Annotated in this window: 11 protein-coding genes and 2 pseudogenes; 7 read left to right on the plus strand and 6 right to left on the minus strand. The window is 71.1% G+C overall.

Annotated features, from left to right (window positions below; all coding sequences use genetic code 11):
- Together ABD879_RS09930 and ABD879_RS09935 are read right to left on the minus strand one after the other, a co-directional pair.
- A pseudogene (locus ABD879_RS09930) lies at positions 1-280 on the minus strand (hypothetical protein); the annotation flags it as partial.
- 75 nt (positions 281-355) lie between these two features.
- Entirely contained in the window at positions 356-1570 is a 1215-nt protein-coding gene (locus tag ABD879_RS09935) for a helix-turn-helix domain-containing protein (RefSeq protein WP_345019727.1), read from the minus strand.
- 465 nt (positions 1571-2035) lie between these two features.
- Between ABD879_RS09935 and ABD879_RS09940 the strand changes: the two genes are divergently transcribed.
- Positions 2036-2161 (plus strand): hypothetical protein, encoded by a 126-nt coding sequence (locus tag ABD879_RS09940; protein ID WP_345019729.1) that lies wholly within the window; start codon positions 2036-2038, stop codon positions 2159-2161.
- Positions 2162-2194: 33 nt separating this feature from the next.
- Here the strand turns inward: ABD879_RS09940 and ABD879_RS09945 are convergent, their stop codons facing one another.
- The gene (locus ABD879_RS09945; RefSeq protein ID WP_345019731.1) at positions 2195-3121 is read right to left on the minus strand and encodes a Rieske (2Fe-2S) protein; all 927 of its coding nucleotides are present in this window, start codon (positions 3119-3121) and stop codon (positions 2195-2197) included.
- A gap of 267 nt (positions 3122-3388) precedes the next feature.
- On the opposite strand from ABD879_RS09945, the gene ABD879_RS09950 reads away from it, so the two are divergent.
- Positions 3389-3892, plus strand: coding sequence for an NfeD family protein (locus ABD879_RS09950; protein ID WP_345019733.1), 504 nt, complete (start codon positions 3389-3391; stop codon positions 3890-3892).
- The gene (locus ABD879_RS09955) at positions 3889-4872 is read left to right on the plus strand and encodes an SPFH domain-containing protein (protein WP_378270918.1); all 984 of its coding nucleotides are present in this window, start codon (positions 3889-3891) and stop codon (positions 4870-4872) included. The genes ABD879_RS09950 and ABD879_RS09955 overlap by 4 nt, the downstream gene beginning before the upstream one ends.
- A 340-nt stretch (positions 4873-5212) precedes the next feature.
- Here the strand turns inward: ABD879_RS09955 and ABD879_RS09960 are convergent, their stop codons facing one another.
- Both ABD879_RS09960 and ABD879_RS09965 read right to left on the minus strand, forming a co-directional pair.
- A complete protein-coding gene (locus ABD879_RS09960; protein WP_345019841.1) occupies positions 5213-6658 on the minus strand; it encodes a catalase in 1446 nt (481 codons plus the stop codon).
- Positions 6659-6883: 225 nt separating this feature from the next.
- Positions 6884-7555: pseudogene (locus ABD879_RS09965) on the minus strand (Fur family transcriptional regulator); the annotation flags it as partial.
- 129 nt (positions 7556-7684) lie between these two features.
- On the opposite strand from ABD879_RS09965, the gene ABD879_RS09970 reads away from it, so the two are divergent.
- The 3 genes from ABD879_RS09970 to ABD879_RS09980 all read left to right on the plus strand — a co-directional run bounded on the left by ABD879_RS09970 (position 7685) and on the right by ABD879_RS09980 (position 10326).
- A complete protein-coding gene (locus ABD879_RS09970) occupies positions 7685-8578 on the plus strand; it encodes an isocitrate lyase/PEP mutase family protein (protein WP_345019735.1) in 894 nt (297 codons plus the stop codon).
- A 338-nt stretch (positions 8579-8916) separates the two neighbouring features.
- Entirely contained in the window at positions 8917-9162 is a 246-nt protein-coding gene (locus ABD879_RS09975; RefSeq protein ID WP_345019737.1) for a hypothetical protein, read from the plus strand.
- 42 nt (positions 9163-9204) lie between these two features.
- Entirely contained in the window at positions 9205-10326 is a 1122-nt protein-coding gene (locus tag ABD879_RS09980) for a CapA family protein (protein WP_425549625.1), read from the plus strand.
- Between the two features lie 22 nt (positions 10327-10348).
- Here the strand turns inward: ABD879_RS09980 and ABD879_RS09985 are convergent, their stop codons facing one another.
- On the minus strand, positions 10349-11680 hold the full coding sequence (locus ABD879_RS09985; protein WP_345019741.1) for a GH1 family beta-glucosidase: 1332 nt from the start codon (positions 11678-11680) through the stop codon (positions 10349-10351).
- 146 nt (positions 11681-11826) lie between these two features.
- On the opposite strand from ABD879_RS09985, the gene ABD879_RS09990 reads away from it, so the two are divergent.
- The gene (locus ABD879_RS09990; RefSeq protein WP_345019743.1) at positions 11827-12450 is read left to right on the plus strand and encodes a TetR/AcrR family transcriptional regulator; all 624 of its coding nucleotides are present in this window, start codon (positions 11827-11829) and stop codon (positions 12448-12450) included.
- Positions 12451-12476: the final 26 nt, after the last annotated feature.

Raw genomic sequence — 12476 nt, forward strand, 5'->3', positions numbered from 1 at the left:
CGGCGGCCTCCCACCCGCCAGCCGCGTCACCAACCTGTCGGGACAGAACATCTAGATCCGTACCGAGTGCCGCGGCGTAGGCGAACCGGTAGCGCTCGCTGATGCTGACTTTTCCTGCTTCCCAGTGTTCGATGTAGGAGATCAGGGTGTCCTGGTCGGGGCATGGGTCGGGGACGTGCGGGGCGAGGCGTCGGGCCGTTTCGGGTTTGGACCAGCGGCGGCGTCTGCGTTCGGCTTGGAGGAGGGCGCCGATGCGGCGCCGCTCGTCGGGCGTGGTCATCGCATGCCTCTCAGTCGGCCTGCTTCGAGCGTGGGCAGTGCGTGTCCGTCCTGCAAGCAGTCGAAGGCGGATGTGTCAGAGCGGGTTCTCGTCCAGACGCTCGCGGAGGTCAAGCGCGATGTCCGTGACCGTGGACGGTGCGTTCGCATCGGCCATACGGCGAACGATGCGGCGGAGCAGGTTCGTGCCGCGGCTCGACCCCACTTCGCCGAGCTGGCCGGAGACAACACCGATGACCTGTTCGGCGTCCGCCCATGAGGCGGTATGGACCAGGGCGTCCAGCAGGTGAATGCGATCGTTGTGCAGTGCACGTCGGGAGGCCGTGCGCCCTGCGACCGTCTCATAGAACAGCGGGACGGCGGCTCTCCAGTCGCCGAGTTCGGCATGGGCCATGCCCTTTTGCCAGGCGATCTCCGTTTCGGTGACCCACCATGTCCAGTAGGGGTCGCGTTCATTGATGCCGTCCGCTATGGCCGACCGCGCATTGTCGAGGGCGTCGAAAGCGCCATTCCGGTCGCCGAGCTGCGCGAGCGCCCTGCCCCGCCGGATGTTGAGCACCGCCGCCACGCGCGGCGCGAGGTGCTGGGCTCTGAGAAGTCCGTCCGTGATCCGGAGTGCTTCCGCCGGGTGGCCGAGATACACCGACTGCATGGACATGTGGGTGAGCTCGAACAGCTCCATGTTGCGGTCCCCGGCCTGCCGGGACAGCAGCAGCGCCTCAAGGATGATCTGTCGTGACTCGGCCTGCCGATCCGCATCGTAGGCCAGCCATGCGGCGATCTCGCCGATCTCCCCGGCCGCTGCGACGAGGTCTCGCTCCACCTTGGGCTCATATGCTCCGACGGCGAGTTTCCGACGGGCGTCGCGGAAGACGCGCAGCGCAAGTGGAAAGACGTCATTGCCGCCGTAAAGGGTGTCCAGCTTGACGAGCGTCTGCCCCGTCTCCCGGAGATTCGCCGCGTACTCCATGTCGGCTGGACGGCCGTCCGAGTCCGGCGGGTCGAGCGCCCCGGCGGTGAGTTCGTCCGGCGGCCTGGCAGCCGCCTGCCCGAACAATTCTCCTACGTCCATGTCGAATGCGGCGGCGTAGGCGAACCGGTAGCGCTCGCTGATGCTGACTTTTCCTGCTTCCCAGCGTTTGATGTAGGAGATCAGGGTGTCCCGGTCGGGGCATTGGTCGGGGACGTGCAGGGCGAGGCGTCGGGCCGTTTCGGGTTTGGACCAGCGGCGGCGTCTGCGTTCGGCTTGGAGGAGGGCGCCGATGCGGCGCCGCTCGTCGGCGGTGGTCATCGCATGGCCTCTCGGCTCGTCGTGCTCCGGCGTGCTCCCCCCTGCTCCTCATTGTGCCCCTGGTTGCGCTGCGTGGACCAGTGCTTCACTCGGAGTAACACAGCTTCCTGTGCACAAGAACGGCCCCGGCACGACGTCGCGACCGCCGTGCGGGGCCTGGATCGACCGCCTTACAGGGAGGCGACCGACCTTGGACCGTAATGCTACGTCCGCCGTGTCCCGGCGCTGGAGTGAGCCGGAGTACGTCGAGGAAGGCGGGTATTGGACCGCGAGGCTTTCGCAGCCTCCGACGCCTGGCGAACTCGCGATGGGAGTGGAGCCGCATGCCTTCGGGCCGGACCGCGCCGCCTGCATCCGCGAGACGCGGCGTCTCGATGCGCTGTGGGCGTGGCTCCCGATGAGGAGGAGCGACGTGAAGGCCGTCGAACGGCGGCGCGCCTACCTGCGCGGCGAGGGGGACGGCCGATGCTGACCTTCGCGATCGCCCTGGTCGCCGTGATCGGCTTCGGTCTGCTGACGGGAGGCGCGGTGCTGGCGGTCACCGACCACTGGAGGCCCCGTTACGTCGGACGCCACAGGGCCCCGTTCTGAGACTCCCGTGTCGTGCGCGGCGCGTGGGGGTTGTCAGGGGATGGCGCGTACTTGGACGGTGCCTTCTGCCACTCGGGACTCGAAGGCGGGTTGGCGTCCTGTGGCCGGGCCCCGCACGACCGAGCCGTCGCGCACCCGGAACGTGCTGCCGTGCCAGGGGCAGACGACGCAGGTCTCGGCATTGTCGTCGGTGATGACGCGGCCCTGGTGCAGCGGCCCCGCCAGGTGGCTGCAGCGGTCGGCCAGGACGTGGATGTCGTCGCCCTCGCGCAGGACGAACAGGCTGATGTAGCCCAGGCGGCGCAGCACCGGCCACCCGTCCGGCAGTTCCGTCACCGGGCACAGGTCGTGCCAGCCCAGCGGCACCAGGTGCGCGATCTGGTCGGCGTGACTGGCCCCGGCGGCCTGGCGGAACGCCAGGTGCCCCCCGAGGTAGCCGCCGGCCAGCAGTGCGGTCAGCCCGGCGAACCCGAGCGTCCGCCCGGCGGCCTCCCGGCCGCGCCGACGCGCCACCAGCGACGCCGTGTACAGGACCGTCGCCGTCGCCGTGCTCACCGCGTGCACCACCCCGACCCGCTGCTGCTCGCGGTGCAGCACCGACCAGTCGGCCAGCCCGGTCAGCGCGGTCGGCACCGCCGTGGACAGCCCCGCCGCGACCAGCGCCCGGGACGCGCGCTGCGTGCCGGCGGTCGGGGGCATCAGGTCCAGCAGGGCGGCCGACATCCAGCAGCCCATCGGCAGGTCGGTCAGCGGCGGATGGGCCGGGTGGCCGAACGGGACCCCGTGCAGCAGGTCCTTGGCCGGGCCGGGACGCAGCGTCCGCCGCACGGCGGTGGACACGCCGCGGATGACGCGGTCCAGGGCGCTGGCGTGCTCCAGGCCCTCCACCATCTCCACAGGGTGCGACCGGACCGACGGCCGGGGGCCGCGCCGGAAGATGTTGCTCGCCCGTCGGTTCATGTCCCTCCTCGGGTACGCGGTCCCGAATCGGCCTCACGGCTCGCCCGTCTGCGACAGTAGTCGTCCTGGTCAGCCGCGGCCACCCTGGGCGCTCTCCGGCCGTCCACGATCCGCCGCGGCCCGCGCGGTCACCCTTACCTACCTGGCGGTAGTGGGACCTAAACCCCCGTTCCGGACGCGCCGGACATGCGGCGGCCCTGATGGCCCTGGACGGCCAATCGGAGATACCGTGATAAATAGGACTTCGGGCGCAACAAGGTGGTTGCGATGGAAGCGTGGGTCATCTGGCTGCTGGCCGCCGCGCTGCTCGGGATCGCCGAACTGCTCACGCTCACGTTGGCGCTCGGCCTGTTGGCCGTCGCCGCCCTGGTCGCGGGCCTGACCGGCGCACTCGGGCTGCCCGTCGGCGCCCAGGTGGCGGTGTTCGCCGTCGCCTCGGTCGCCGGGCTGGCGGTCGTCCGCCCGGTGGCGCGCAGGCACGTCCGGCAGCCGCCCCCGCTGCGCTCCGGCACCGCCGCCCTGGTCGGCCGCGAGGCGTACACGCTCACCGAGGTCAGCCGCACGGGCGGCCGGGTGCGCATCGGCGGCGAGGAGTGGTCGGCCCGCCCCTACGACCCGGCCGCGGTCATCCCCGCCGACACCACCGCCGACGTCCTGGCCATCGAGGGAGCCACGGCCCTCCTCTACCCCACGACGACCGGCGGCCCGGGTGGACGTGACACCGCCGGGGAGGCGGCGGCTGACAGGGGGACCGGGAAGGAGACGTCATGACCGACATCGCGCTGGCGCTGCTGGCGGTGGTGATCGCCGGGGTGCTGGTGCTGGGCATCACGGTGATGCGGTCGGTGTGGATCATCCCGCAGGCCAGGGCGCGCAACGTGGAGCGGCTCGGCCGCTACCACCGCACGCTTCAGCCGGGGATCAGCTTCGTCGTCCCGTTCGTGGACCGGGTCAAGCCCCTGATCGACCTGCGCGAGCAGGTGGTCTCGTTCAAGGCGCAACCGGTGATCACCGAGGACAACGTGGTGGTGCACATCGACACCGTGCTGTTCTTCCAGGTCACCGACCCGCGCGCGGCCGACTACGAGATCGTCGACTACATCAAGGCGATCGAGCAGCTCACCGCCACCACGCTGCGCAACGTCATCGGCACCCTGGACCTGGAGGAGACGCTGACCTCCCGGGACCGGATCAACACCGCGCTGCGCGGGGTGCTGGACGACGCCTCCGGCAAGTGGGGCATCCGGGTCACCCGCGTGGAGATCAAGGCGATCGACCCGCCGGTGACGATCAAGGACGCCATGGAGAAGCAGATGCGCGCCGAACGGGAGCGGCGCGCCACGATCCTGACCGCCGAGGGCGTCCGGCAGTCCAAGATCCTCACTGCGGAGGGGGAGAAGCAGGCGGCGATCCTCAAGGCCGAGGGCGCCAAACGGTCGGCCGTCCTGGAGGCCGAGGGCCAGGCCATCGCGGTGGAACGGGTGTTCCGATCCGTCCACGACAACGACGCCGACCCCAAACTCCTGGCCTACCAGTACCTGCAGATGCTGCCGAAACTGGCGCAGGGTGAGGGCAGCACGTTCTTCGTCGTCCCCAGCGAGATGACGGCCGCCTTGCAGTCCTTCGCCGAAGCGTTCACCGGGCAGCCCACCCGGGCTCCGGCGGCGACCGCCGGTCTTCCTCCTCAACCGGAACCGGACGGAGCCGAAACCCACACCCCGCCCTACGAACTGGCCCCCGGCCAGCGCTGACCCGCAGGACGCGGCGACCGCGACCTGGCCTTCGCCGCGCGCGCCGCCAGACGACCCGCCGCCAGACGACCCGCCGCCAGATCGCGAGATGCACCCGCCGGGCCGACCAGCGATGGCGACGACCCAACTGCGCGGCAACCACCCGTTACCTGCGCCGACAGCGGCATTTGCTTGACTCGTCACCCACTTCCAGCCGCCGCTGCGGCAGGGTTGGCCCGACGGCGCCGCCATCGGGGTGCTGCCTGGCGGGATGCGCCCGCCGGGTGTCCGTGTGAAGGGGAGGCGGGGGCGGCCTCAGTGTGAGGTCGCCCCCGCCTCGTCCCGGGAGGGTGCGGCGTTCTCAGGAGCCGTTGACGCCCAGGCCCGCGGCGACTCGGTCACCGAGGTCCTTGTGGACGTTGCGCCAGTACTCCACGACGCGCTTCTTCATGTCGGCGGTGACCTCGGGCGCCGAGGCGTGGCCGACGATGTTGCTCACCAGGTGGTCGCGGTCGACGTCCGACAGCACCTTCTCCCACAGGGCGCGCGGCTGGACGTAGTCGTCGTCCTCCCGGTGCAGGGTGTAGGCGCTGCGCACGATCTCGCCCGCCACCTCGTAGGACTCGCCCTTCCACAGCTCGGGGTCGGCGGCCGGGCCGCCGAAGGAGTTCGGCGCGTACACCGGGCCCTCCGGGTTCCGGTACGTCATCGGGCCGTCGAAGTTGTACGAGTGCACCTCGGCCTTCGGCCGGTTCACCGGCAGCTGCAGGTAGTTCGCGCCGATGCGGTAGCGGTGGGCGTCCGGGTAGGAGAACAGCCGCCCCTGGAGCATCTTGTCCGGGGACGGGCCGATGCCGGGCACGAAGTTGGCCGGTTCGAACGCGGCCTGCTCGATCTCGGCGAAGTAGTTCTCCGGGTTGCGGGTGAGCGTCCACTTGCCGATGGTGATCGGCGGGTAGTCCGCGTGCGGCCAGACCTTGGTCAGGTCGAACGGGTTGAACCGGTAGTCGGCCGCCTCCTCGAACGGCATGATCTGCACCTGGACGGTCCAGGAGGGGTAGTCGCCCCGCTCGATGGCCTCGTACAGGTCCTTGAGGTGGACGTCCGGCGGCTGGCGGTCGGCCTCGTCCGCGGTGAGGTTCTTGATGCCCTGGTCGGTCTTGAAGTGGTACTTCACCCAGAACTTGTCGCCGGCGGCGTTGTACCAGAGGAACGTGTGCGAGCCGTACCCGTTCATGTGGCGCCAGCTGGCCGGGGTGCCGCGGTCGGTCATCAGGAGGGTGACCTGGTGGGCCGACTCGGGCGACAGCGTCCAGAAGTCCCACTGCATGTTGTGGTCGCGCAGGTGGGTGTCGGGGCGCCGCTTCTGCGAGTGGATGAAGTCAGGGAACTTCTGCGGGTCCCGGATGAAGAAGATCGGGGTGTTGTTGCCGACGAGGTCGTAGTTGCCGTCCTCGGTGTAGAACTTGATCGCGAAGCCGCGCGGGTCGCGTCCGGCGTCCGCGCTGCCCAGCTCGCCCGCGACGCTGCTGAAGCGCACCAGCGACTCGGTGCGGGCGCCCTTCTGGAACAGCTTGGCCTTGGTGAACTGGCTGACGTCCTCGGTGATCTCCAGGACCCCGTACGCACCGCCGCCCTTGGCGTGCACGACCCGCTCGGGCACGCGCTCGCGGTTGAAGTGCGCCAGCTTCTGGATCAGGTAGTGGTCCTGCAGCAGCAGCGGGCCGTTGGGCCCGACGGACTGCGAGTGCTCGTCGCTCGGCGCCGGGATGCCGGCGTCGGTCGTGGTGATGGGCCTGTCGGTCATGAACGCGGCTCCTCCGTGTTTCGCTTGCCATTCGGATCCGCGGGCGGTGGACGGTGCATCCGGTGACACCGCCGCAACGGTTTCGGACGGGTCGTCCACGGGCCTGTCACGGCAGTCCGGGCACAGCCCCCAGAACGTGACCTCCGCTTCGTCGACCGCGTATCCGGCGGTGTCGGACGGTCGCAGGCACGGGGCGTGTCCCACGACGCAGTCGACGTCGCCGACCACTCCGCACCGGCGGCAGACCACGTGGTGGTGGTTGTCGCCGACCCGTCCCTCGAACCGAACCGGAGAGCCGGCCGGTTCGATCCGGCGGACCAGCCCCGCCGCGGTCAGCGCGTGCAGGGCCTCGTACACCGCCTGCAGGGAGACGTGCCCGACGCGCTCGCGCACGCCTCCGGCGACGGCCTCGACACCGAGGTGGTCACCGGTCCGGACGGTCTCCAGGATCGCGACCCTGGCGGCCGTCACCCGCAGGCCGGCCCGCCGCAGCTGTGCCGCGGCGGTCGGGATCGCGGGATCGGTCATGCCGCCAACATACCCGGCTAAAGCTGAATCATTCAAGTCTTTGAGTTGCCCCAGATTGTGGGGTGGCGGCTCGCTCCGCCTCCTGTCTGCATAATCGGACACCGGCGGGGTGGTGATTGCGGAGAGTGTTCGGCGAGGTCTTCGGTGCCGCGGACCGGTGACCCGTCGGCGGGATGGCCGTCCCTCGACGGGGGCGGATCGCGATCTGACCTCGCCGGAGACCATGCGACAACGGGCTTCTCGGTGCGGCCGGGGGCGTGCAAGCCGACAATCATCCCCTGGCGCTTCGGGTGCGGGAAAGGGCAAGGGGTGGTCACACTTCGCAAACCTTTCTTTACTTTCTGTATCGTTCCGGTAACTGGCAGGCATCGGCTTCGTATGAGTGACTATTCATACGGCGACATGTTGATGCAGATAGGTCGCCGTACGGTCGTGCGCAGTTGCGCCGCCAAGCATCCTCGATCGGGCCTGGACGCCTGGAGGGAGAAGGCACGGAACATGACCATGAGCTATGGAACCGCACTGCGGCGCGCCATCGAGGGGAAGGGCACCACCCCGCTGATCGGGGTGTTCGACATGTTCTCCGCGTCCGTCGCCGCCAAGCACTACGACGGGCTGTTCGTCTCCGGGTTCGGGTTCGCGGCCTCCCACTACGGCCTGCCCGACATCGGGTTCATCGCCTGGCCCGACATGGTGGCCTTCGTCCAGCGGCTGCGCCTGGCCTTCCCCGAGCACCACCTGCTGGTCGATATCGACGACGGCTACGTCGACCCGGAGGTCGCCTGCCACGTCGTCGAGCAGCTGGAGATGGCCGACGCGTCCGGGGTGATCCTGGAGGACCAGGCCCGGCCGCGCCGCTGCGGCCATGTCGACGGCAAGCGCATCCTCCCGCTGGAGGAGTACCTGGAGAAGCTGGACCTGGTGCTGCGGACCCGCCGCGACCTGGTCGTGGTCGCCCGCACCGACGCCACCGCCGAGGAGGAGATCCTGCGCCGCGCCCGGGCGCTGGCCGAGACCGACGCCGACGTCATCCTGGTCGACGGCGTGCGCAGCGTCGACTGGATCGACAAGGTCCGCGGGGTCATCGGCGACAAGCCGCTGCTGTTCAACCAGATCGCCGGCGGCCGCTCCCCGCGCCTGTCCCTGCCCGAGCTGGCCGGACTCGGCGTCGACGTGGCCATCTACAGCACGCCGTGCCTGTTCGCCGCGCAGCGCGCGATGGACGAGGCGCTGCTGGAGCTCAAGCTCAACGAGGGGCGGCTGCCCGATGTGGCCGACGGCTCCGGCGCCGTCGGCGTCCAGGAGGCCCTCGCCCTGCTCGAAAAGAACATCAGCCGCCACCGTCCCCGAGACTCCCGGCCGCGCAGGCAGACCGCCGGGTCGACGATGTGACCAAGCGGCGTCCATCCACGCCCCCACCCACGCGGGCGACCGCGCCGCCGGCCGGCCAGGGCCGCCCCCGCCCCCGCGTCGCGCTGACGGCCCCCTCGTTCTCACATCGTCGGCGCCCCTCCACCGCTGAAACCCCCAATCACCCCCCGCCATGACCATCGCCCAAGCCAGCCGTCGGCAGCACGGTGCTGCCGCTGATGCTCTACCACCAGCTCCGGTTGCCGGTCTGCACGCGGCCGGCCCAGCGGCTGGCGCGCCCGGCCCGGAGGGCGCGTCCGCCTGAAACCGCGCGCCCGGCCCGACTGCCGGGTGCCGCCTCACCTCGGCAAGGAGTGTTCATGCACGTCATCGGCAAGGTTCTGGCCGGCGCGGTGCTGCTGGGCGCCGCCGCCCTCGTCTCGGCCCCGGCCGCGGCGGCCGACGTGGTCTGCGGCTGCGCGCCGAGCGTCGTCGTCTTCGACAACACCGGCGCCGACAGCGGGAGCGACAGCATTCTCGAAGTCGACCGGACGCTGAACCTCAACCGCGGCCCGGGCAGCGCCGGCAGCGACAACGAGGGCACGTTCACCGACATCCTCCCTTAGCCGCACGCGGCCGCACCGCTCGCCGGACCAGACGCCGAACCCATGGCATGCTTGTGCCGGCGAGCGGGGGGGAGTCCAGTGATCAGACGGAAATACGCTGCGCTTGCGACGTTTGTGGCGGGAGCGCTGACTCTGACGGCGTGCGGAGGCGGGTCCGGCGAGGCCGAGACCGAGGGGAGGAAGGCGGCTCCGCCATCGGCGTCCCGCACGGCGGCGCCGTCCGCCGCCCCGGCCAAGCAGCCGATCATCCTGGCGTTCGGCGGGGACGTGCACTTCGAGGACTATCTGCGCGCGCGGCTGGCGCAGCCGTCCACCGCGCTCGGCCCCATCGCCAAGACGCTGCGCGCCGCCGACCTGGCGATGGTGAACCTGGAGACGGCCATCACGACGCGCGGCACGCCCGCGCCGGGCAAGCAGTTCACCTTCCGCGCCCCCGCGTCGGCGTTCACCGCGTTGAAGGCCGCGGGCGTGGACGTCACCTCCATGGCCAACAACCACGGCATGGACTTCATGGAGACGGGCCTGCGCGACTCCCTCCAGGCGATCCGCCGCACCGGATTCCCCACCGTGGGCATCGGGCGCAACGCCGACGAGGCGTACCGCGCGTACCGGGTCACCGTGAAGGGCAACCGGCTGGCGATCGTCGGCGCCACCCAGGTGCTGGACGACCACCTGATCTCGGCGTGGACGGCCACCGACACCAAGGGCGGCCTGGCGTCGGCGAAGAACGTGCCGCGCATGGTGCGCGCCGTCCGCGACGCCCGCAAGGGCGCCGACCTGGTCATCGTCCACCTGCACTGGGGCGCCGAGCTGCAGCCGTGCCCGCTGCCCCGGCAGAAGGAGCTGGCCAAGCAGCTCATCGACGCGGGCGCCGACGTGATCGTCGGCGGGCATGCGCACATCCCGCTGGGCGGCGGCTTCATGGAGGGCAAGTACGTCCACTACGGGCTGGGCAACTTCGTGTTCTCGTCCGCCCGCGGCCAGACCGCCAACTCGGGGGTGCTGCTCCTGCGCGCCGAGAACGGCAAGGTCACCGCGGCCAAGTGGAAGCCCGCCCGCATCTCCGGCGGGCTGCCGCGCCTGCTGACGGGCGCGGCGGCGACGGCGGAGCTCAAGCGCTACAACGGCCTGCGCGGCTGCACCGGCCTGTCCGCCCGCCCCTGACCCCCGGCTGGAACCGTCCGGGTCAGGCGCGGCGTGCGGCGGCTATCAGGTCGCGGTACCAGGCGTAGGACTTCTTCGGAGTCCGGCGCTGCGTCGCGTAGTCGACGTGGACGAGGCCGAAACGCGGGTGGTAGCCCTCCGCCCATTCGAAGTTGTCGAGCAGCGACCACACGAAGTAGCCGCGGACGTCCACGCCCTCGTCGATCGCGGTGCGCACGGCCGCGATGTGCGCGTCCAGGTAGTCGACGCGGGCGTCGTCGTCCACGCGTCCGTCCGGGCCGGGTTCGTCGGGGAACGAGCAGCCGTTCTCGGTGACGTACAGCGGCGGCAGCGCCGGCCCGTAGCGCTCCTTGAGCGTGCGCAGCAGCGACAGCAGTCCCTCCGGGACGATCGGCCGGCCCATGCCGGTGACCGGAAGCCCGTCGGGGGCCGGCGCCTCCTCGAACGGCAGCGGCGCGTCGGGGGCGGGGGCGCGCAGCCAGGTCGGCTGGTAGTAGTTGACGCCGAGGAAGTCGATCGGCGCGGCGATGACGGGCAGGTCCTGGCCCCGGACGTGCGCGGCGAGCCCGTCGGCCGCCGGATCGGGGAGGCGGCCGAGCAGGACGGGGTCGGTGAACAGGCGGTTCAGCAGCACGTCGAAGGTGTCGGCGGCGGTCCGGTCGCCGGGGGAGGACGGGTCGGCGGGCCGCGCGGGCGAGTAGTGGTTGGTGACGCCGACGGCGCGGGCGCCGCGTCCGCGCAGCGCGGTGACCGCCAGGCCGTGGCCGAGCAGCTGGTGATGCGCGGTGGGCAGGGCGGCCATGCCGAGCGTCCGGCCCGGTGCGTACACGCCGCGCGCGTATCCGTACGCGGTGACGACGACCGGCTCGTTCAGCGTGATCCACATCGACACCCGGTCGGCGAGGCGTTCGGCGGCCAGGTAGGCGTACTCGGCGAACCGGTAGGCGGTGTCGCGGTTCATCCAGCCGCCGTCGTCCTCCAGCGGCCGGGGGAGGTCCCAGTGGTAGAGGGTGGCGGCGGGGGCGATGCCGTGGTCCAGCAGGGCGTCCACGAGACGGTCGTAGAAGTCCAGACCGGAGGGGTTGGCCGGGCCGCGTCCGGCGGGCTGGACGCGCGGCCAGGCGATCGAGAACCGGTAGGCGTCCACGCCGAGGCCGGCGAGCAGCCGCACGTCCTCGGGCCAGCGGTGGTAGTGGTCGCAGGCGACGTCGCCGGTGTGGCCGTCGCGGACCCGGCCGGGCTCGCGGCAGAACACGTCCCAGGTCGACGGGCCGCGGCCGTCCTCGTCGACGGCGCCTTCGATCTGGTACGCGGAGGTCGCCACGCCCCACTGGAACCCGTCCGGAAGCCCCATCGCCACCCCTGATGAACGCGAATAATGTTCGGATCCTAGGGGTTGGACGTCCCGTCCACCAGACGTCCGCGTCCGGCGGAAGCGGCCGCTCCGGACGGGGACGCGCGGCGGTGCCGCACCCGCCCCGCACAGGCGACAATGGTCGGGTGACCGAGCTTCGTACGCCGTTGCGCCGCCTTCCCGCCCAACGTCGCAGTGCCGAGCGCGTGCAGCGCATGCTCGACGCCTGCGCCGAGATCCTGGACGAGGACGGCTACGACGGGCTGACCACCACGCGCATCGCCCAGCGCGCCGAGGTGGCGATCGGCTCGGTGTACCAGTTCTTCCCCGACAAGCGGGCCGTGGCGCAGGCGCTGGCCCTGCGCAACCTGGACCGGTTCGGCGAGCGGGTCTCCCGGCGGCTGGCCGAGGACGACTTCGACCACTGGTCCGACACGGTCGGCGCCATCATCGAGATCTTCGTGGACATGCACCGCACCGTGCCCGGGTTCCGGGTGCTGCGCTTCGGCGACGTCGCCGACGTCAACCTGCTGGACGCCGCCGCCGACAACAACTCGGTGGTGGCCGACCGGCTGCGCCGCCTGATCGTGGAGCGGTTCGGCGTCGCCGACACCCCGGAGCTGGCCCGCGCGCTGGCCATCTCCGTGGAGGCCGGGGACGCGGTGCTCAAGATGGCGTTCCGCCGCGACCCCGACGGCGACCCCGCCATCGTCGCCGAGGCCGAGCGGATGATCCACGCCTATCTCGCCCACCACATCAGCGACCGCTGATCCGCAGACCCGCAGCACACCGTGTG

Source organism: Actinomadura keratinilytica, from assembly GCF_039539665.1.
GTDB lineage: Bacteria > Actinomycetota > Actinomycetes > Streptosporangiales > Streptosporangiaceae > Spirillospora > Spirillospora keratinilytica.

What these genes read in the sequence shown, in the direction of transcription:
- ABD879_RS09945 (WP_345019731.1), bottom strand. Translation starts at nt 3,121, where the DNA reads ATGAACCGACGGGCGAGCAACATCTTCCGGCGCGGCCCCCGGCCGTCG.
- ABD879_RS09955 (WP_378270918.1), top strand. Translation starts at nt 3,889, where the DNA reads ATGACCGACATCGCGCTGGCGCTGCTGGCGGTGGTGATCGCCGGGGTG.
- ABD879_RS09975 (WP_345019737.1), top strand. Translation starts at nt 8,917, where the DNA reads ATGCACGTCATCGGCAAGGTTCTGGCCGGCGCGGTGCTGCTGGGCGCC.
- ABD879_RS09985 (WP_345019741.1), bottom strand. Translation starts at nt 11,680, where the DNA reads ATGGGGCTTCCGGACGGGTTCCAGTGGGGCGTGGCGACCTCCGCGTAC.
- ABD879_RS09940 (WP_345019729.1), top strand. Translation starts at nt 2,036, where the DNA reads ATGCTGACCTTCGCGATCGCCCTGGTCGCCGTGATCGGCTTCGGTCTG.
- ABD879_RS09960 (WP_345019841.1), bottom strand. Translation starts at nt 6,658, where the DNA reads ATGACCGACAGGCCCATCACCACGACCGACGCCGGCATCCCGGCGCCG.
- ABD879_RS09935 (WP_345019727.1), bottom strand. Translation starts at nt 1,570, where the DNA reads ATGACCACCGCCGACGAGCGGCGCCGCATCGGCGCCCTCCTCCAAGCC.
- ABD879_RS09970 (WP_345019735.1), top strand. Translation starts at nt 7,685, where the DNA reads ATGACCATGAGCTATGGAACCGCACTGCGGCGCGCCATCGAGGGGAAG.
- ABD879_RS09980 (WP_425549625.1), top strand. Translation starts at nt 9,205, where the DNA reads ATGGCATGCTTGTGCCGGCGAGCGGGGGGGAGTCCAGTGATCAGACGG.
- ABD879_RS09950 (WP_345019733.1), top strand. Translation starts at nt 3,389, where the DNA reads ATGGAAGCGTGGGTCATCTGGCTGCTGGCCGCCGCGCTGCTCGGGATC.